This is a genomic window from Nitrospinaceae bacterium (assembly GCA_018669005.1).
Classification (GTDB): Bacteria; UBA8248; UBA8248; order UBA8248; family UBA8248; genus UBA8248.
In genome coordinates this window covers 1-18,783 of record JABJAL010000078.1, presented here as the reverse complement: position 1 = coordinate 18,783, position 18,783 = coordinate 1, and the positions used below count along the sequence as shown (strand labels likewise).

20 protein-coding genes are annotated in these 18,783 nt (G+C 56.2%); 4 read left to right on the top strand and 16 right to left on the bottom strand.

Annotation, left to right across the window (positions count from 1 at the left end; all coding sequences use genetic code 11):
• Positions 1 to 31: 31 nt before the first annotated feature.
• Entirely contained in the window at positions 32 to 415 is a 384-nt protein-coding gene (locus HOJ95_12255; protein MBT6395472.1) for a CBS domain-containing protein, read from the bottom strand.
• A gap of 44 nt (positions 416 to 459) precedes the next feature.
• A complete protein-coding gene (locus tag HOJ95_12250; GenBank protein ID MBT6395471.1) occupies positions 460 to 624 on the bottom strand; it encodes a hypothetical protein in 165 nt (54 codons plus the stop codon).
• A 166-nt stretch (positions 625 to 790) separates the two neighbouring features.
• Here HOJ95_12250 and HOJ95_12245 point away from each other — a divergent pair, with 166 nt between their 5' ends.
• Both HOJ95_12245 and HOJ95_12240 read left to right on the top strand, forming a co-directional pair.
• Complete coding sequence (locus HOJ95_12245; protein ID MBT6395470.1) at positions 791 to 1,663, top strand: hypothetical protein; 873 nt, start codon at positions 791 to 793, stop codon at positions 1,661 to 1,663.
• 131 nt (positions 1,664 to 1,794) lie between these two features.
• Entirely contained in the window at positions 1,795 to 2,535 is a 741-nt protein-coding gene (locus tag HOJ95_12240; protein MBT6395469.1) for a hypothetical protein, read from the top strand.
• 120 nt (positions 2,536 to 2,655) lie between these two features.
• Here the strand turns inward: HOJ95_12240 and HOJ95_12235 are convergent, their stop codons facing one another.
• The gene (locus HOJ95_12235) at positions 2,656 to 3,087 is read right to left on the bottom strand and encodes a RidA family protein (GenBank protein MBT6395468.1); all 432 of its coding nucleotides are present in this window, start codon (positions 3,085 to 3,087) and stop codon (positions 2,656 to 2,658) included.
• A 133-nt stretch (positions 3,088 to 3,220) separates the two neighbouring features.
• On the opposite strand from HOJ95_12235, the gene HOJ95_12230 reads away from it, so the two are divergent.
• Entirely contained in the window at positions 3,221 to 3,655 is a 435-nt protein-coding gene (locus tag HOJ95_12230; GenBank protein MBT6395467.1) for a hypothetical protein, read from the top strand.
• A gap of 227 nt (positions 3,656 to 3,882) precedes the next feature.
• Here the strand turns inward: HOJ95_12230 and HOJ95_12225 are convergent, their stop codons facing one another.
• Together HOJ95_12225 and HOJ95_12220 are read right to left on the bottom strand one after the other, a co-directional pair.
• Positions 3,883 to 4,041: a hypothetical protein gene (locus tag HOJ95_12225; protein ID MBT6395466.1), complete on the bottom strand. Its 159-nt coding sequence runs from the start codon at positions 4,039 to 4,041 to the stop codon at positions 3,883 to 3,885.
• 27 nt (positions 4,042 to 4,068) lie between these two features.
• Positions 4,069 to 4,455: a hypothetical protein gene (locus HOJ95_12220; protein MBT6395465.1), complete on the bottom strand. Its 387-nt coding sequence runs from the start codon at positions 4,453 to 4,455 to the stop codon at positions 4,069 to 4,071.
• Positions 4,456 to 4,720: 265 nt separating this feature from the next.
• Between HOJ95_12220 and HOJ95_12215 the strand changes: the two genes are divergently transcribed.
• Complete coding sequence (locus HOJ95_12215; GenBank protein MBT6395464.1) at positions 4,721 to 5,710, top strand: hypothetical protein; 990 nt, start codon at positions 4,721 to 4,723, stop codon at positions 5,708 to 5,710.
• 24 nt (positions 5,711 to 5,734) lie between these two features.
• Here HOJ95_12215 and HOJ95_12210 read toward each other — a convergent pair whose 3' ends face one another.
• The 11 genes from HOJ95_12210 to HOJ95_12160 form a co-directional block, all read right to left on the bottom strand.
• Entirely contained in the window at positions 5,735 to 5,923 is a 189-nt protein-coding gene (locus HOJ95_12210; GenBank protein ID MBT6395463.1) for a hypothetical protein, read from the bottom strand.
• Positions 5,924 to 6,093: 170 nt separating this feature from the next.
• Entirely contained in the window at positions 6,094 to 6,921 is an 828-nt protein-coding gene (locus HOJ95_12205) for an FkbM family methyltransferase (GenBank protein ID MBT6395462.1), read from the bottom strand.
• Positions 6,922 to 6,976: 55 nt separating this feature from the next.
• Complete coding sequence (locus HOJ95_12200; GenBank protein MBT6395461.1) at positions 6,977 to 7,870, bottom strand: NAD(P)-dependent oxidoreductase; 894 nt, start codon at positions 7,868 to 7,870, stop codon at positions 6,977 to 6,979.
• A gap of 240 nt (positions 7,871 to 8,110) precedes the next feature.
• Complete coding sequence (locus tag HOJ95_12195; protein ID MBT6395460.1) at positions 8,111 to 9,811, bottom strand: FAD-dependent oxidoreductase; 1,701 nt, start codon at positions 9,809 to 9,811, stop codon at positions 8,111 to 8,113.
• Between the two features lie 73 nt (positions 9,812 to 9,884).
• On the bottom strand, positions 9,885 to 11,126 hold the full coding sequence (locus HOJ95_12190; GenBank protein MBT6395459.1) for a Tm-1-like ATP-binding domain-containing protein: 1,242 nt from the start codon (positions 11,124 to 11,126) through the stop codon (positions 9,885 to 9,887).
• A 46-nt stretch (positions 11,127 to 11,172) separates the two neighbouring features.
• Positions 11,173 to 12,015 (bottom strand): phosphoenolpyruvate hydrolase family protein, encoded by an 843-nt coding sequence (locus HOJ95_12185; protein ID MBT6395458.1) that lies wholly within the window; start codon positions 12,013 to 12,015, stop codon positions 11,173 to 11,175.
• A gap of 323 nt (positions 12,016 to 12,338) precedes the next feature.
• Positions 12,339 to 13,403: an NYN domain-containing protein gene (locus tag HOJ95_12180; GenBank protein ID MBT6395457.1), complete on the bottom strand. Its 1,065-nt coding sequence runs from the start codon at positions 13,401 to 13,403 to the stop codon at positions 12,339 to 12,341.
• Between the two features lie 122 nt (positions 13,404 to 13,525).
• On the bottom strand, positions 13,526 to 15,655 hold the full coding sequence (locus HOJ95_12175; GenBank protein ID MBT6395456.1) for a hypothetical protein: 2,130 nt from the start codon (positions 15,653 to 15,655) through the stop codon (positions 13,526 to 13,528).
• Between the two features lie 10 nt (positions 15,656 to 15,665).
• Entirely contained in the window at positions 15,666 to 16,580 is a 915-nt protein-coding gene (locus HOJ95_12170) for a DUF58 domain-containing protein (GenBank protein ID MBT6395455.1), read from the bottom strand.
• A complete protein-coding gene (locus tag HOJ95_12165) occupies positions 16,577 to 17,641 on the bottom strand; it encodes a MoxR family ATPase (protein MBT6395454.1) in 1,065 nt (354 codons plus the stop codon). Before HOJ95_12165 ends, HOJ95_12170 begins: the two co-directional genes overlap by 4 nt.
• Positions 17,642 to 17,646: 5 nt before the next feature.
• Positions 17,647 to 18,783: hypothetical protein (locus HOJ95_12160; protein MBT6395453.1), on the bottom strand; the 1,137-nt coding region annotated here is incomplete at its 5' end.

The window sequence follows — 18,783 nt, the reverse complement described above, 5'->3', positions numbered from 1 at the left end:
CAATGAAAAGCGTTTTCATATTCGCCCCCCCTCACCCCCCGGCGATGACGCGAAGGATATCGCTTTCGCTCAGGAGGCCAACGAGTTTCACTCCGGCCAGCACGGGTAGGCAACCAATATTTCTTGACGACATGATACGGGCGGCCTTCTTCACATCCGCATTCTGATCAATGGTGATCACGTCGCTCGTCATTACCTCGCCCACAAGCACCGTGCTAAGGAACCGCTCCTCGGTCCTTTTACTGAATCCCATCGCCATGGCCAGTCCCGCCTGCAAGAGATCCCTATCCGAGACAATTCCCACCAGCTCGCCATTATCCATAATCGGCAGGTGGCGAATTCTCCGGATAACCATCAGATCGTCGGCCAGGGAAAGCGCGTCAGAGACGTTGAGATATTCAAGTTTCCGAGACATGATTTCTTTCACCCTCATGTGGCTCCACTCCTCCGCCGCCGCGCTCAGAACAACCTGATTCCCGCCTCTTTCACCCTAACACGATAGATCGACGTGCAGGCCCCGATAAAGTTGCCGGCAATCTCAAGGGTGCCGATGACGCCCAGACAGGCGGCATCGGGGCCGAATACTCGCCCTCCCGCCTGGATACTTCCTAGAGTTGATATCAAATACTAGTGGATGTCTGGATAAGCAACAGCGGGCCGGACATCGAACTCCAGCTACAGTTCTTTATGCGGGTAGCAATAATCAGATATTTTACTCTAAAATAGATTTTTCTGTCTCGATCACATCGCCGCAAGATTTAGAAATGATAACAACCCGGAGGAATTAACAATGACCGACAAATCCCGATACCGCTTCCTACTCATTCCCCCGTTTCGCCTGCCCGAAAAATCTCGCTACAACGCGAGCATCACCGGGGTGCCAATCGATTTGCCCAAGGAAGAACGCCTGATGAACTCCAAGTTCATCGTCCCCCACCTTGAGGATGTGGAGTGGGATCTTCATCCCGGCGAGCTGGCGACTTATGGCGATTGGCCGGTCGAGACCCGCGAGGAGTTCACCTACGCCGCAGCCGCGCGCCTTCCCAACATTCGAAAGGCATGTGAGTCGGGAAAATACAACGCCATCATCCTCCTCGGAGGCGGCGAGCCCGGCTTCGCCGAATCAAGAGAAATCGCCCGCGCCTACGGCGTCGTCGTCACCGCCAACGCCTTCTCGCAGATTCATCTGGCCACCATGCTCGGCAACAAGTTCACTGTCCTCGACGTCGCAGGGGTGCACAACATGTACTACCGCGATGTGATCATCGGCCACCAGCTTCAACACCGCTGCGCCTCGATACGCAACATCGACTACCACCTGCCCCGGCCGGGGCAGGATGACCTCCCCCAGCTCAGCGGCGAGCTTGCGAAGAACCGCGCAGGCGAGCCTACCCGGGCGGCCGAAATCGCCGTTGAGCAAGCCCACGAGGCTATTCTCCACGACGGGGCCGAGGTAATCACGCTGGGCTGCTCAGGGGTCTTCTGGCTTCAGCCCCACATCAAGAAGGGGCTCAAGGAACTCGGATGGGACGTGCCCGTGCTTGAGGGCTACAGCGCCTCGATTCGCCTGGCGAAACTCATGATTGACCTGGACATCAACGCCAGCGGGGTGACCTACATGTCGGACAGCTCAAACCGCCGGCCGCCGAAATTGACGATGTAGTCGCACCGGGGCGCTCGTTTTTTCAAGGCACTTTAATGAAAATTAGCCAGGAGAGTGATGCCACAAAATTTCGATATCAATCTAACCCCAGGACCAGATCTCGAAACGGTCCCTTTATAAGGAGAGATGTCATGAAGATCGCTTTGTATTCGGATATCCATGCGCAACTCGCACCGCTCAACGCCGTCCTGGAGGACATAGACAAGGAGAATGTTGACCACGAGGTCATCATCGGAGACATGATAATGGGAGGACCGGAGCCCTCCGAGGTGCTCGAGCGTATCCGTGGGCGCGAAAAAGCCATCCCCCTCCTGGGGAACTTCGATCGATGGGTAATGAATCGCGTCGACGAGCAGGAAAACCCCTTTCCCCACAGAAACGAGAGTATTCGACTGACACGCGAACATCTCGCAGATGGGCAGGTCGACTGGCTCAAAACCCTTTTTTGCTCCATCACCCTTTCCCCCGAGCCCGGACACGACTTCCTCATTTTCCACGGAACACCGAACGACGACAATGGCGCCCTTCCGCTTCGCCTCACAGACGATGAAGTGAGGGAAAGGCTCGGCGGCGTCACCGCCGAGATTATGGCGTTCGGGCAGGTCCACGCCCCCTACATCCGGCAGGTCGGGGATCAGACCCTCGTGTGCTCTGCGGCGGTGGGGGCGTGCTACGACGGCGATAGTCGTCCTGCATACTCCGTCGTCGAATATTTGGGCGACGGTAATTGGAACGCCGAGATCAAGCGGGTGTCGTACGACAACGAGGCCCAAGCCAAGTTAAACGAGGAGGGCTGGCACCCCGGCGGCGAACGCCAGGCGATAACAATCCGCACCGGAGTGCACTGGAACCCGGACGGCCCGCCTCATTAGGGTAAAATCACTATCAACCTTGACATAAATGCCAGCGGGGTAGCCTTCATGTCGGACAGCTCGGGAATCCTGCCCATCAAGGTGACGATGTAGTCGCCACACTACGGGAGGCACAGCCTCTCAGAGGCGTAGTCTCTCAAGCCCAAGGGTAGCCTCGGCCTCTATTTCGACGAGAAAATCCGGGTCCGCCAGGCGCGAGACGCCAAGGAGGGTGCTCGTCGGGGCCGGATGCGAGAAGTAATCGAAGCGCACCCCTTGGCAGCGGAAGTACTCGTCCACGTCAGTCGTATAGGTCACCGTGCGCACCACATCGGCGAACGAGGCGCCCACATATTCGAGCCCGGCGCGAATGCACTCGCACACTTGTTTGATCTGAGCCTCCATGTTGCCCTTACCGATGACTTCGCCCCCGGGGCCGGCCGACACTTGGCCCGCGATGTGAATCCGCGCATGATCGGCGGACTTTACAACTACGACGGAGGAGTAAATCGGCTCGCCGTCGATGACGCGGGCGAACATTCCCTCGGGCATGAGATGGTGTACCGAGAACATAGCGGCCTCCTTACAAAGATGGTGGCGGGGATGAGGGAAAGTGTAGCACTAGGGACTAAGAAAAATGCTAGTATTCAACCTGGCGGGCTCGACCCGCCACAACTACGATCATTCCCGAACCAGGAGACGAAACATGGCGAAGATACCTGAATTTCTGCACGAGCCCGTGAGCAACGCATTTCCGAAAAACCCCTGTTTTATTGGCACCGTCCAGCCCGACGGCTGGGCACAGTTTAGCCCTCGGGGGAGCGTCGTCGTGCTGGACGAGGAGACCATCGGCTACTGGGATAGGGGTAGCGGCTCGACCCACGATGGTGTCGAGGACGGCTCGAAGGTCATGGTATTTTTCAGGAGCCCAGAGCTGGGCGCGAGCCGCGTTTTGCCCTTGGGCGGTATTGCACGCTTTTACGGCATCGCCACCGTTCACAACGAGGGAGCCGGGCGAGAACTGGTGTGGAACAAGATGATAGAGCACGAGCGGGACAAGGACCCCGAAAAAAAGGGGCGCGCCGTAATCCTCAAGATTGAACGTGCCGAGGACCTGTATCGAAAACCGCTACAAGGGTAATTCCGGCGGGAAGACTTTTAAAATATGGATGGTGGAGTATTTCGCACCCGATTAACCGTTTTCCATCAGGCTGTTGGGGGCCTCAACCATGCTCTAAAACCACTCCTCGTCGCCAGATTCTTCAATTGCCATGCCGGCCAAGTACGATGAAGAGGAAGAGTCGAGGGGCCTCGACCAGGCAACACATAATTTACCGTTCTCGAATACTTCGCCAAAATGTGTATCTCTCAGGCTGCGGTGCCATCAAGTGACGGCTCCTTTTCGAGAACGGCCTTAAAGCCGCCCCCGCTGATATCGATGGGGACGATGCACAGATCTGTCAATAACGGGGCGTAGATTACGGCAGGGACCCCATGGCGATTGAATTTTCTTTTCTGGATACTCATCACGGCATCTCCTTTGGTCATGGAATACTAGTTCACCTTGCCAAAATGATATCGACCGATATTCTCGATGCCCCCCTCAAGAGTAGGTTGTCCTGAGTTGAGCCCCCGCGCCAGCGGCGAGCCTATTTGCTCGCCCTCCACACTGAGAAACACCCTCCCCCCTTCAAGCAGAATTCGGCCATTCGTCTCCCGATAAACCGAGTCGAAGACATATGAACCATCGGCCTTGATGGTGATTGAGACAGGAAAAGTCTGCGAGCCGTCAAGCCAGGCAAAATCTCCCATCCAGGTGCCAGTGAGCGATCCGATGTCGTGCACGCCATCTGTTGCGCGTGGCGGGAAAAACTGGGTAATGAGAAATACCAAAAATACCGGCGCTACCAGAAAAAAAGCAGCTCGAAGTATGCGTGGCAAGGACGCGGCACCTCTTTATTGGCGGCAAACCGAAATAATCGCAAAGCAAAGATATTGCGTAGCGAATTCTGTTTCAGACTATAGCAAATCCCGGCCCCGGGGTGGGACGCCCCGGGCGGGGGATGCCAGTTTACCTTGAAGCAGGGTCTTGAGATATAATCTTAAAAAAAATTCGCCTGTTACTATTGTGTAATAATACCATGAAACCTCGCCCACGGAGCGGGACTGGGAACGTTCGTGAAACTTCTCTACCGGGGAGCCTTTGATGATACCACGCCGGATATGCACGACAGCCATGCTGCTCATGGGAATTTTCCTGCTTCAACCGATCGCCGCCTCGGCCAACCGGTGCGTCAAGGAAGGCGCCCCCAAGCGGGTTCACTACCGCGAAATCGAGGCGATGGTAAAATCCTCATTTGCCGAAGATCCTAAAATCAAACGGAATCATTCCTACGACGCGCAGGTTTTGAGGTGCAACCGGAAAAGGGACAACCACGAGGCCAAGCTCAAGAAATATATCAGGAAAAACTTGACGGCCTCGGGCTTCCAGAATTCCCCCCCCAAACTGCCCGAAAAACGCGTGGCCGGAAAATTTTTCTACACCGGAAAATTCTGGATGAAATACGGCTACTATCTTTCGCGGGATAAAGAGATTTGGAAGGTCATCGTGCCCATTTTCTTCGAGTTGCCGAAAAAACGGCCCCGAAAGCTCGATATTCCCTATGCGCTGGCGGTTGAGAAAAAAATCGCCGGAAAATGCGAAAAACCCCTGATCAACATTCCCTTCACGAAAGATGAAATCGCCTGCCGGGTGCCGCGCTCGCTCAAGGTGAGGGGCAAACCCGTGGCCAAGGTTCTCATGGCCTACTGGAAGGCGGGCATCGAAAAACTATGGAGCAAGCCCGAACTCGGGTTCGCCCTCGAGGTGGAGGTGCTCAACCTGGGCCAGGGGCCGGGCGGGCGAAAATTCGCCAAGGGCGTCTGGCACGTGCCGATGAACGCCCGCCGCAAATCGCGGGCGATGTACACCCCCTTTTGGGCCAAGCCCCGGCCCATTTACTCGGGTACCCACATCGGCGTCGTCTCGCATGAATTCGGCCATCGCCTCGGTCTCGACGATGAATATCAGACCAACACATGCGCTCAGTATAAAACCTACGATTACGCCATGTGCCACTCGGTGGCGGACAATGCGAACAACTACAAACCCATCTACATGTGGCTGATCACCCGGCGCTACGCCGTCGGTAAATAAGCGGGGAACAAGCGGAGTTCCCGCTCAGGAAGCCGCAATTGGCCCGGACGCCAGCCAGGCTTCCGGGGCGGGCCAGGGCTCGGGGCCAAAGCGCTTTTCGAGCACCTTATGGCTCTCGAACCACTCGCCGAAACTGAGCCGACCCTCCATATGCTCCCTGAAATTGCGGGCAAAAACGTGTTTCGCCTCGGATCCCGCTACGGCCTCGCTCATATCGAACCTCCCAAGGGCTGCAAATCGCGCTGTAATATTTTGAGATTCGGGCCGAAATCGAAAAAAACTTTCACCCGACAGCGTGAATACTAGCCGGGCTTTGTTAGCGGGAAATTACCGGAATGTTACGGGAAGATTAATTAAAGACGGGCTTTTCACTTACCCAAGGGCTAAAGCCGCGACCAAATTTCATCGGAGCCCAAAATCGTTTCAAGCTTGTAGCCGTTTTTTTTCATGATCGCGGTGACGGCGCCCTCGGTGTGGCCGTTATTCTCGACCGATAACACATGGATGTTAAATTTCGAGAAATCAAAGCCCGAGAGCACCCCCTCCTCGGCCCCCTCGACATCTATTGAGCAATAATCGACATCTTTTATGCTGTGGCGCTCTAAAAGCGTCGCCAGCCTCAGCACCGGGATTTTTCGGATCGCTTCGCGGTGCCCGGGGTTGCTGCGCACATTCGCGTTCAGTATTTCCTCATCGTAGAAGCGAAGCAGCCCGCCCATCTGGAGAAAACCCGCCTCGACAGCGACGAAATCCTCTTCCCCATCGGCATCGCTCAGCGCCGCGCACTCATAGGCCCCGGTGCGGTGTCCCCGAATCGTATCGGCCAAATTCGCGTCGGGCTCGACAATGAGCCCCTGCCAGCCCAGAAATTTTTCGAAATACAGGCAATTGCTTCCTCGCACCCCGTCAAAGGCGCCGATTTCGACAAAAACGCCCTCACGCTTGGAATCCAAAAGCGACTCGGCAATGTACTTATCCTGTCCTGCTTGTGAGAAAAACGGCGCATGGAGCCCGAGTTTTTTTTCCGTCTCCCAGACGCTCTGCTCCACCATGCCCCGCAAATATTCCCCAATCGAGGGCTCGGCCACCACCGCCCGGTAGACCTGAAGCGCCTCCTCAAGCGAGCCTCCCCCCGCAACTACCCGCTCCTCGGCAAATGCCAGAACCTCTGATATCGGTTTTCCCTGGAGTTGGTCTAGGGGGTTTGGCATGGGGGTGGCCTTTTAAAAAATATTAAAAATTCATTCACAAATAATAAATCTATAGCTACCGCTTTTTCGTCTTCCTGATCTTCTCAAAATCCCGATACAGCAGGGCGTAGTCTTTCTCCTGCATCCCCAGGGCCATGGCTTTTTTGAGGAATGAGAGGGTGGCCTCGCCGTGATTGACCTCGGCGCCGAGTTTTTTGCCGAGCTTGACGGCCATCCCTAAGTCTTTGTGGAGGTTGTAGACGCGGGATTTGGCGTCCCATTTTTTCGAAAGAATGTGTTTGGGAAAGCGAATTTCAGAGGCGTAGCTTCGTGCGTTGGCGACGTTGAAGACCTCGACCATGTCGGCAAGCTTGATGCCGGCGCGCTCGGCCATTTGGCCGCCCTCGACGGTGGCCATGAAGACGGAGTGGCAGACCATGTTGTGAATCAATTTCAAGGTGTGGCCTGCGCCCACGGGGCCGAGGTGGAAGATTTTTGAGGTGAAGGGGGCGAGGTAGCGCCGAGAGCGCCCAAAGGCTTTTTTGTCGCCGCCGAGCATGAGGGTGAGCGTTCCGGCGGCAGCGCCGGTGGCCCCTCCCGACATGCCGGCGTCAAGATAGGCAACGCCCTTTTTGGCGGCACGAGAGCTAAGTTTTTTGGTGTAGGCCGGGTCCGAGGTGGTGAAATCGTAGAGGGCGAGGCCTTTTTTAGCGTTTGCGAGAACCCCGGTGCGCCCTTTGAGCACCTCATCGATTTCGGAGGAGCCGGGGACGACGAAGATAATGACGTCGCAGCAGGCGGCCATCTCACCAGGGGGCATGGGGGCGGCGTTTTTCACTTTATCGAACGCCTTGACCGCTTTTTTGGACGAGTCCCAGACGGCAAGGGGGAATTTTGATTTCGCAAGGTTGCGGGCAATGCCGCCGCCCATGTTGCCGAGGCCAACGACGCCGATTTTTGGAGCTGGCATGTGGTTCTCCTTTGGATACTTGTGGGCCTGAAAATGAACACAGGCCAAAGATGAAGTAATAAACAAAGTTAACAATGCAAACAATTGATATATATACGGATACCTCGTTAAAATATCCTATCATTTCCCCGCCAGGCCATGCCCGAATGGGCCCCCAAGGAGCGGCATGTGGCACTCAAAAGCCGCCGCCCGGCCTCATGCCTACCCGGGCTAGCCGGACACTGCCACAAGACCTCCCCCTTACATCTTGACCGGGTCGGTGTGGAATGTGATCCCATCGCCCTCACCACGCTCAAGCCTTGTAACGACACGCCAGGCGGCCTCGTCAGGCTCGGGATGATCGAGGCGAAAATGCGCCCCCCGGCTCTCAGTGCGATTCAGGGCAGCAGTGCCAAGAAGGCGGCCTAAAAGAGCGAGATTACGCACCGAAAGGGCGCTTTCAAGCTCCTGGCCGCGTATCTTCGCCGAGCCCCGGGCCTCGTCTGCGAGACGCATGCGGGGAATTTCCTCATTCTCTATGCGCTCGAACGCGGCGATGGCTGCGGAGATTCCTCCAGAGTCACGGATGGGACCCAATTTTTCGTGCGCCAGCATCCTGCACTCCATCCGTAGATCGCCCTGCAGTGGGCCCTCTTGGCGCTCAAGTAAATCGGCCAGCCAAGCGCGCTCCTCGGCAGGAATGCTTATCTCACCCTTAGATGTGTCACCCCCAGCCGCCTTCACCGCACTAGCCGCCGCCCGACCCGCACTTCTGCCGAAAACCAGCGAGGCAGAGAGCGCAGAGCCACCAATTCGGTTTCCACCGTGTATCCCGCCGCCTGTTTCCCCCGCCGCCCACAGGCCATCTACGGTAGTTTTGCCCATCGTATCTATCCGGAGCCCGCCCAACCAGGTGTGGCTCCCAGGCGCAACCTCAAGAGGGGTTTTCATGATGTCTATCCCACGCGAAAGGCAGGTTTTGTGAACATGGGGAATCTGTTTTTGGATTATCTCCTCAGGCACCTTCGTCGCGTCCATGAAGATTCCCCCTGTCAGAGCGGCCCGGCCAGCGTGAATTTCCTTGGCCATGGCGAGGATTACTTCGCTCCGCGTGCTTTTTTCCGCCGTATCCGGAAAATATCGCTTGAGAAACTCTTCTCCATCTCTATTCCGAAAAACGGCTCCGGCGTTAATGAACCCTGTCGGATGGGGGGCGAAACCAAACAATTCTTCCGGCGCACAGCACATCGCCTGAAAATCGATCATCTCGATATCAATAAGCGGCACCCCTGCACGAAAGCCAAGCACATAACCATCCCCTGTCACTTGCGGCGGATTGTCGTTCACGTAGAACAGACCGCTCCCCCCACCGGTTGAGAGAATAATTTCCTGGGCCCGATATGCCACTAGAGCGCCAGTTGAGTAGTTAACGCCCCAGGCACCCGCCACCCGGCCATCCTCGAGGATAAGGTCCACAATGGCAGTGTGTGGATGTTGGTCTATACTGGAATCGGCGCGAAGCTTTCGGGAAAGCGTTTTTGTCACCATGTTACCGGTTGTATCGTAGTGATGAACCGCTCGCGGGAAGCTATGGCTTGGGAACATCTTGAGATCGAGTTTACCTTCATCGTTCGTAATGAATTCCGCCCCCCAGGAGCGCAAGTCATTCACGACATCGATAATGCCGTAAACCCAGACCTTTGCCAGCTCGGGGTCTATCAGCTCCCCACCATATTTTAGAACCTCTTCCAGGTGAAGCTCGGGACTATCTCCCTCCGCCATGGCGGCGGCGAATCCTCCACGAGCGACCGTTGTTGTCCCGCTCGTAGCGCGTCCCTTTGTTGCCTGAATGACCCGGACCCCTGCCTCGGCACACTCAAAAGCGGCCATGGTGCCTGCGGCGCCGCCGCCGACGATCAACACATCCGATTCGAAATGCTCTACTGGTATTTCAAAAGCCATTAATCATCTCCACTATTTATTCATAATCTAAACTACGGTTAATCGTCCCTCGGCATCAGCTTCAAAAAATATTTCAAGCATTCAACATGTCAAAAAATGCTTCCACACAGGCATCGGCGAATTCCGAATCATTGATGTGCAGATCAAGCTCGATTAGTTTCCCCTTTTTCAAATGCGCCTTTAGGGTCAAGGCAAAGACATCATCCACATCGGGCTGGGCCCAATTGCCGAGATCATTACCCTCAAGGTCCTGGGTTTTTCGCTTCGTGTGCTCGCTGTAGCCTTTGTTCGGAATCAAGACGGAAACAGGCCCCCGAGCATCGTTAAGGCGCTCGGCAACCAAATGGCCAAGCGCCTTGAACTCCTCGGCATTCGTGCGCATCAATAGATTTTGCTCGTTGTAGCGAAAAAACTCGCGGCCTTTGAAACACTCGGGCACCATACCGACCCAAAAATTAGAATGATCAATTGCGCCGGGCACAACCACTTGAGGAAGAGCGGCGGCTCCCGCCCCCCGGAGCCTCCCGTCTCCTGAACTGTAGACACCATCGACAACCAAATCGGCTAGCTCATGTGTCGTCACATCAACAATACCGGCCAGTTCTCCATGCGATGCCAGCGATTCAAGCGCCTTGCCGCCAGGCCCTGAGGCATGAAAATGGATCACTTCATAGCCTCGTCCGACAAGTTTTTCCGTCACCCGATCCACACACGCCGCCGTTCCTCCGAACGAGGACACACCCACCAAAGGCGGCGACTCCTCGGAGCGCTCCTTTCGATCGGCATGCGTCCTGGCCATCGCCACAGCCGAGCCGACCGCATTTTCCATCACGGAGCGCGTAATTCTATTCAGGGACAAATCGCCAATCGATGGGAACATGACGATATCGCTTTCCGCCACATACCATTGAACAGCAGCAGTCGCTGCAACGGGGCTGACCATCACTTTTGGGAATATCGGAGGTAGCCCCCTCATCAAGGAGCATGCCATTGAGGAGCCATTAGCGCCCCCAATACCGATAACACCTTCAATTTTTCCATCATCGCAAGCTTCACGGAGGATTCTCTTGCCACCCGCCACCATAGCCTCGGCGGCACAGGAGCGATCCATTTTCGCAAGTGAATTCCAATCCGAGCCGCCAGCCTCAGCAAGAGCGCCACCCGAAACCACAGCCCCAGTCACCCCGTGCGGGCGAAGGGACAAATCCACAAGCCAAGGCCGTGCGCCAAGCGCCGCAATCGACTCGCAAACAAAGAGCGCCTCTTTTTCCTTACTATTCAAGGTCGCCAATACACCGACAACAGTTTCAGACACGCGACAATCCTCTGCCCCTGAATTCAGGATGATGCTAAATATTCAGTTATTTTTTAAGTCCAACCGACTTGAAAGCCCTGACTGCAGAAGGTACCGAATTTTCAACAGGCAGTCTCTCCGCCGATGAGCCCCCGACATAACCATCAAATCGGGGCTCGCGCTCAAGAAGTGCCTCGACACCCGACGCGTCCTCAATTGAGCCCCCATGGCAAGTGTAAATCAGGTCCACATACTTTGAAGAGAGAGCGTCGAAAATTGGCGCCGCGTGCCCGGCGGATTCATCCGCACTCATCACCGTCTTCGAGCCAGTCGTGCCCCCTGAACTATTTCCAAAATGAATGATGATATTATCCACGCCAGCCTCGGCCATCGAGAGCGCCTCATCCGGTGTCGTACAAAAGGCCTTTGTAAACATGCCGATTTTGCTCGCATACGCCAAAACTTCAACCTCAAGATGAAAGCCCATTCCCGTCTCCTCAAGAGCTTCGCGGTAGCTTCCATCGATAAGGGCAACTGTTGGGCAGTTCATTACGCCATCAAATCCCGCTTCCTTAAGACGATCCACGAAACGGTGCATGTCCCTGGTCGGGTCCACCCCCAGCACACCTGCCACGACGGGACATTCTTTCACGACATTGAGAATGTACCGCTCGCCAAGTTCAAGCGTAATGGCATTCGCATCACCGATGGGCAGATATCCCGCCATCGAACTGAGGCCTTGCATCCGGTAGTAGGCAAGATTAAAGGTGGTGACGAGATCCGCTCCCCCCCGTGCAGCGAGTTTTGCCGTTATCCCGCTTCCGCAAAGTGCGTCGAAAACCGCCCTGGAAGCGTCGCGCTCCGCACGAAGGCGTGCAACTATTTGATCTTTAGTGAATTTACCAGACATGCAACATGCCGCTCCTTCCTCGCCCCGACGGGACGCAACAACTTAACTCGTATTATTTCAATTAGATAACAAACTATTTAGCCAATTCGACCAGCCACAAAAACCCACCCTGCTTGCGATTCAAAAAGCCTTTGTGGGAAGATCATTGATCTCGTTGATGGATTGAACATTCACGAGTATCTCGTTTTAATTCAACACGATTGGTGGTCCCAACCGCCCGAGCCGTCCCAACCTTCGGGGTGGGGCGGCACGGGGCCACCTCTCGTTCAAACCTCGAAAAAATTTAATCCGATCCTCATTACGCAAGAGCCGCCTACCGATTTTTATTCTGTGGTCTCCGCTTTGCTTCCCGCTTCAGATTCATTAGAAACACTTGCCGCACTCTTGCGCTGAGGGCGCCTCATGCCGCCGATGCTTGAGCGCTTCGGGTTGGCATCGCGTTTGGGCGCTGCCACGCGCTCGGGCAAGGGCTCTGGGCTTGCCGCAGGGCTTGCCGCAGGGCTTGCCGCAGGGGTAGCCGCAGTCGATGATTTTTTTGCGGCAGCGGATTTTGATCGCGGTGGCCGCCGAGAAGATTTCCTTTTGGGCCGCTGCGTCTTGGGGGCCGCGCCATCATCGTCCGCTTTCAAATTCCCTTGCTCGAACTCCACAATGATGTAGCTTCCGCTCCGCTCATCCTTCCTCAGCTTAATGAGCCCCTTCGCCTGAACATCCTCAAGCAAGGCGCTGAAACTTTTATATCCGTGACTGCCCTCCGAGAAAGATGGGCGCTTTCTTTTCATCGTTTCCTTAACGATGGACGACCATATGATCGACACGTTTTCGCGCTGAAGCGCCTCGACCGACTCAAAAAGCAGAGAGAACGCCTCTTTTTTCTCCTCAGGCACATCGCTGCCAACTTTCGATTTTTGGCTCGCGTTGGATTCCAGATCTTCGTAAAAAATAAATTCATCGCAATTATCGGACAGCAAGTTCGATGTCGAACCACGCATTCCCAGGCCGATGACATGCTTGCCATTCTCCTTGAGTTTCGAGACAAGTGGCGAAAAATCGCTGTCGCCCGAGGCAATCACAAACGTGGAGATATGCTCTTTGGCGTAGCACATGTCCATGGCATCGACGACAAGCCTGATGTCGGCCGAATTCTTCCCGGTCACCGACCGCCGGGGCACCTCGACAAGCTCGATGCCTTTTTCATGCAGTGCATCCTTGGCCTTCAAAAAGCGAGACCAGTCGCAATAGGCCCGCTTCATGACAACCTTGCCTTTTTCAACCAGGCGATCCAGCACTCGCTGAATGTCAAAGTCAGTTCGATCCGAGCGCGTAAATCCTCTCGCCAAATTCTCGAAATCTATAAAAAGCGCAATACCTTCGTTCAATTCACTCATCTTTCACCTTATGGGCGCTGCTTGCGCCCTGTAGCAACAAAAAAACAGGCGGCACATTTCTTCTAGGCAATCGCCGAAGAAAATTTACATTCCATAAAATAATCTCTCAAAGCCGTATGCCCTTAACTCCGATCGGCCAGTGCACCCTCGGATACCAGAATAACTGCCATGAGAGCAAACAAATAAATGCCTAAATCCAGCCTACCGCCAACGGATCTACCAGAGCGTTCATCCGTCGCCTGCATTTCCTTCACCACAACATCGAGGCCCGGAAGCCGCTTCCTCAACTCCTCATCACTCATTGGGTCGAGTTGCGCTTCGGCGGCGGGCACATTGGCCGCCACCAGTTCATTCCCCCCAGGTTTTACAATCTCATAAATACCCGCTTCATAAGTATCGGCATAAACCACCAGGGAATCACCAGACTCATTGCCGGCAACCGAGCCCGGAGGCACGCGGGAAGTAGCAACTCCCTGCCCGGTGCTATGGCGAAGCCGTGCATTTCCCCCCGAGGGAGAGCGTACCTGTATCTCCTCGCCAGATCGAGTCGCAGGGACACGCAACTCAATGGCATTGCCTGCCTCTAGCCCGGATGCCTCTCCTCTGGAACTAGATCCCAGGTAATTCACAATCCCTCGTAGGAAAGGCACAAATACCGGACGAACCGGTATGTCCGTCCACGCACGGTCGCAGGTCGATCCCCACACTGCCGCCTTCCCCGCTCCAGCCTGGCCCACCACGAGTATTGGCGTCCCGTCCTTGAGGGATAAAAGAGTTTTTCCCCCACCCGTGGGTGAAAGCGGAATCACTCTCCTGAGGCGCGTCTTCGATAAAAGCCGAGAAGGATTGCCCCCCATCAGCGAGAAGATAGGATGCCCCGAATCTGGTGCAACCGCACTTTGAGAAGGCTTAACGCCTCGGGCCGCACCCAGAACCGCTGGTAACCAACCAGAACCGGGCGAGACCCCAGCCGCCAGATGCCCGCCGGCGAGGAGAAATCCGCCCCCCTTTTCCACATACCGACGCACAGACTCGGCCACCCCTGCAGGCCATGCGCCCACGTTACAAGCAATAACAAGATCATAGCTGTCCCAGTTGAGTCGACCCATTTCATAAGAAGCCACGACCTCGGCGAGTATCGGGGAATCCCCTCCCGGCGCCGACGCCCTCAGAGCGTTTGAGACATAAAACGACTCGCTGTCCACCAACCCCCGGCGCGGATCGCCGTCGATGATAAGCACACGGTTCCGGCTCCCCATCTGGGCGGAGAAAAAATAGCGGTCCGTCGCCGGAAGCGAATCACTCGCCAATTCGATACGCCCACGAAGAGCGCCCTCCTCGGGCGCGAGAACACGAAAGCTAACCTCTTTTTCCTCCATCTCCCCGAGCGACAACTCGGTTGAGTTGGCCTTCCTTTCATCCACATAAAGCGAAACCGGCAGATTAGCCCGTGCCTGCCCGCCACGGTTGAGAACCTTGAAAACAACCGCGAACGTCGAACCTGCGCGAGGCGGCCAGGGCCTAAAGCGCACATCACGTATTACGAAATCGCCAGTACCCGCCTCGGGCGCCACCCGAACGAATTGCAGAAGGGTATGAGGACTCAGGCGGCGGATGCCCCTGATCTGAAGGTCTTGCCAATCGGCCTTGGCCATATCGCTGAACACGACAATCCGGCGGCGATCAAGACGACCCACGGAGCCCTCGATGGCGTCCTTGAGAGTTCGCGCGGCCTCACCGGCTGCATCCGTCTGCCTGATGGCATCAAGGCGAGCGAGCGCCGCCTCTTTGTCCATCGCCCCCGATGGCTTCACATCCCTATCGCCCACGGTGGCCAGCACTCGGGCCCGATCATAGGAAGCCAGCGAGCTTAACTGGGCCGCGGCCTCCCGCTTCGCCAAATCAAAGCGCGAGCCTGCCTCCGAGCGATACGACATGCTCGCCGAATTGTCGATGATGATCGTCAGATGAAGAGGCGACCAGCTATTGCCTCCCGCCCAACCTTGCCCGGAGAGCAATGGACGAGCAGCCAAAAAGACGACTAGCGAGACCGCCGAAATTCGAAGCGCAAGCAGTATCCAGTTCTTCAACTGGCTCCTTCGGGCAATACGTCGCTGGGTGCGCATGAGAAATTCATAGGTCGGCAGGCGTACGGTCCTGATCCGTCTTCGTCTTAGAAGATGAATCAGGATCGGGAGCAGAAAAAGCCCGATTCCCCAAAGTAGATAATTATGAAAAAACTGAAGAGCCAATGGCTTATCCTCAAAAACTCAACTTCGAGCGCCACGCCAAAAAACGGACAAGCGCCCGATCAAGGGGCTCGGCGGTGGAGAGGAGCACATAATGAATCCCCTCCTGGCGGCAATTGTCTCGTGTGGAATCCAGGAACTCTTGAAGAATGCCCAAATACGGTTTTCGAACGACTTCACACTCAACCGTCATGTTCCTGTCCGTCTCAACGTCCTCGACTCGGGCGAGGCCTTCGAATGGAAAATCAAGCTCCAGTGAATCAAGCACATGAAAAACGATGACGTCATTGCCCTTGAGGCGAATCAATCGCAGCGCGTGGGCAATGGCCTCCGGGTCATCGAGCAAATCAGAAAAGATCGCCACCATTCCCCGGCGCTTCAATCCCTCGGCGAGTCGCACAATCGTATTCGCCAGGCTAGTGCCTCCCCCGGGGCGCTCTGAGTCCAGCGAGGCCAACAGCGCCGTCATGTGCCGTCGAACGGCCTTGGCAGGAATATACTCATCGTCGGATTCCCGGGACAGAAGCAACCCGACGGCATCCGATTGCCTTAGCTGGAGATGGGCAAGCGAGGCGGCAAGTGTCGCCGCGTATTCCCATTTCGTCAGGGGGCCTTCGCCAAAATCCATCGAGGCACTGGCATCGACAATAAGATGAGAGCCGAGATTCGTCTCGTTCTCGAATTGTTTGATGAGGTAGCGGTCGAACTTCCCGTAGGCCTTCCAGTCGATGTGCCGGAACTCATCGCCAGGCGTATAGGGGCGATGCTCCTCGAACTCAACGCTGAAACCGTGGGTTCGACTACGATGGACGCCGCTCATCAACCCTTCAACGATATGCCGGGCGCGCAACTCCATACTCGAGATGCGCGCAACAACTTCGGGGTCGAAAAAACTGGAAACGCCTTGGGTTTTGCTAGCTGCCTTCAAGTTCTGGCTCCAGCGGCCTCCATGGCCTCGGCGGGAGGTTGGACCGCTTCCAATAACTGCTTCACGAGCGCCAACGAATCATAGCCCTCGGCCTGCCCCCTGAAATTCACGAGCAAACGGTGGCGCAGAACCGGCTCGGCGAGCTCGCGGACATCCGCAATAGAGGCCGCATAGCGTCCATGGAGAAGCGCCCGCGCCCGCGCGCCCAGGATAAGATACTGGCTCGCCCTGGGACCTGCCCCCCACTCCACGAATTCGCGGATAAAATCGGGCGCGCTCTCATCGGTTGGCCGCGATGCGCGGGCAAGCGAGACCGCGTAGTCCACGACGTAGGGCGCCGCCGGCACCCGGCGAACCAGAGCCTGGTAGGCGAGGATTTGCTGGCCATCGAGAACTTTTTCAAGCTGCGGGGAGTAATCCGATGTTGTCTGAGAAACGATGTCCGATTCCTCATCGAAGCTGGGATAGTCCACCCCAATCTCGAACATGAACCTGTCGAGCTGTGCCTCGGGCAGCGGATAGGTGCCCTCGTGTTCAATCGGGTTCTGTGTCGCGAGCACAAAAAAGGGCGGCTCAAGCTCGTGGGTCGTCCCCCCCGCCGTTACCCGGTCCTCCTGCATGGCCTGAAGAAGCGCCGCCTGGGTTTTAGGGGGCGTGCGGTTCACCTCGTCGGCGAGAAGTATCTGGGAGAAAACCGGCCCCTTGATGAAACGGAACTCGCGGCCCCCGCTGCTCGTCTCATCGAGGATGTCCGTCCCCGTGATGTCGGATGGCATGAGGTCCGGGGTGAACTGAATTCGGTTAAAGTCGAGCTGTAGCACTTCGGCAAGCGTGCGCACGAGCAGCGTCTTCGCGAGACCCGGCACACCCACGAGCAGGCAATGGCCTTTAGCGAGCAGCGAGATCAGCACGAGTTCGAATACATTCGACTGCCCGACGATGACCTTGCGCACCTCATGGAGAATGGCCTCCCGTTTTTTTCCTATTTCACGGGCCACCTCGACATCAATTTGCGCCAACCCACTTTCAACTTCATTTCCCTCATCTTGAATTTCGCTCATAACCCTCAGCTTCCTCTCAATTGTCTGGACAATTCGAGCTCTCGCCTCGCCTTCTCTTTCAAACCCTCATTTTCATAAAGGACAGCCAGGCGCTCGTGCGGCAGCGGATTAAAGGGGTTGATGTGAATCGACTCCTCCCAGGCTTTTCGAGCCGATTTCGCATCCTTGAGCATTTCGAATGCCACCCCTCTGTGAATATATGAAACGCCGTAATCGGGATTCACGACGACGGCTTTCTCTAAATTCAAAAGCGCCTTGCGCGGCAAGCCTAGCCTAAGTTCAACTCGGGCCAGACGATTCAGGAGCGCTGGCGAGTTCTCCTCATCCCGCAGGGCGCGCTTGTACTCCACCCAGGCGGCCTTGAGGCGGCCCCTGAGCCATAGCCTGTCCGCCAGACGGGTGCGACGTCTGGCCACGGCACTTTTCAGGGCCGCCAGATCCTCGCCGCTCTCATCCACCGGCCCCGTCGCCTTGAGGCGAAACGATCTCACCCGGGCGCCCGACTGGGCACGAAGCGTCTGGCTGGCAAGATCTTTTTTCCACATCTCTTCAAACTTAGAGAGCCCGACCCCGAACAAGGCTTTTAGCCCGGGCTCTGCGCTCTGGGGCGGGCCCGTGGATTCAAGCTCAACCAAGCTCGGCCGGCTTACGCGCCCCACTGACTGTGCCAAGACGGGCACATCGCGAGAACCCGGTGTGGCGGCAGAACCCGGCGCAGCAGGTTTGGGTTCAGTAGGTTTCGTTACGGCAGGCACGACCTCGCCCCCGGGCTCGGCCTCCCCGTCCCGAATGGCACGGAGCATCCTCACCAAAGCTTTTTTCCCGCCCCGGCGAAGGATGAACTCGGACACCGAGGCGCCCTCGGCATAGGCCAGTTGCACAGCCTCTGCCGTCTTGAGGTAAATCAGGCTCGGCTCCATGCTTTTAAAAGATATAAACGCCCCCTTCTCTTTGGCCCGATAGAGAAGCGCCTCGTCAATCGGATTTAGATGCGGCAGGCCACTGTCGCGCCATTTTTTTTCAAATAATTTCGCCAGCCCCTCATGGAGCCAGATGGGCGCCTTGTTCCTCGTTGCCTTCGTTATCAGATAATGAACAAATTCGTGCGCCGCCGTGTCGAGCCAACGATAGCCCCGCTGGAG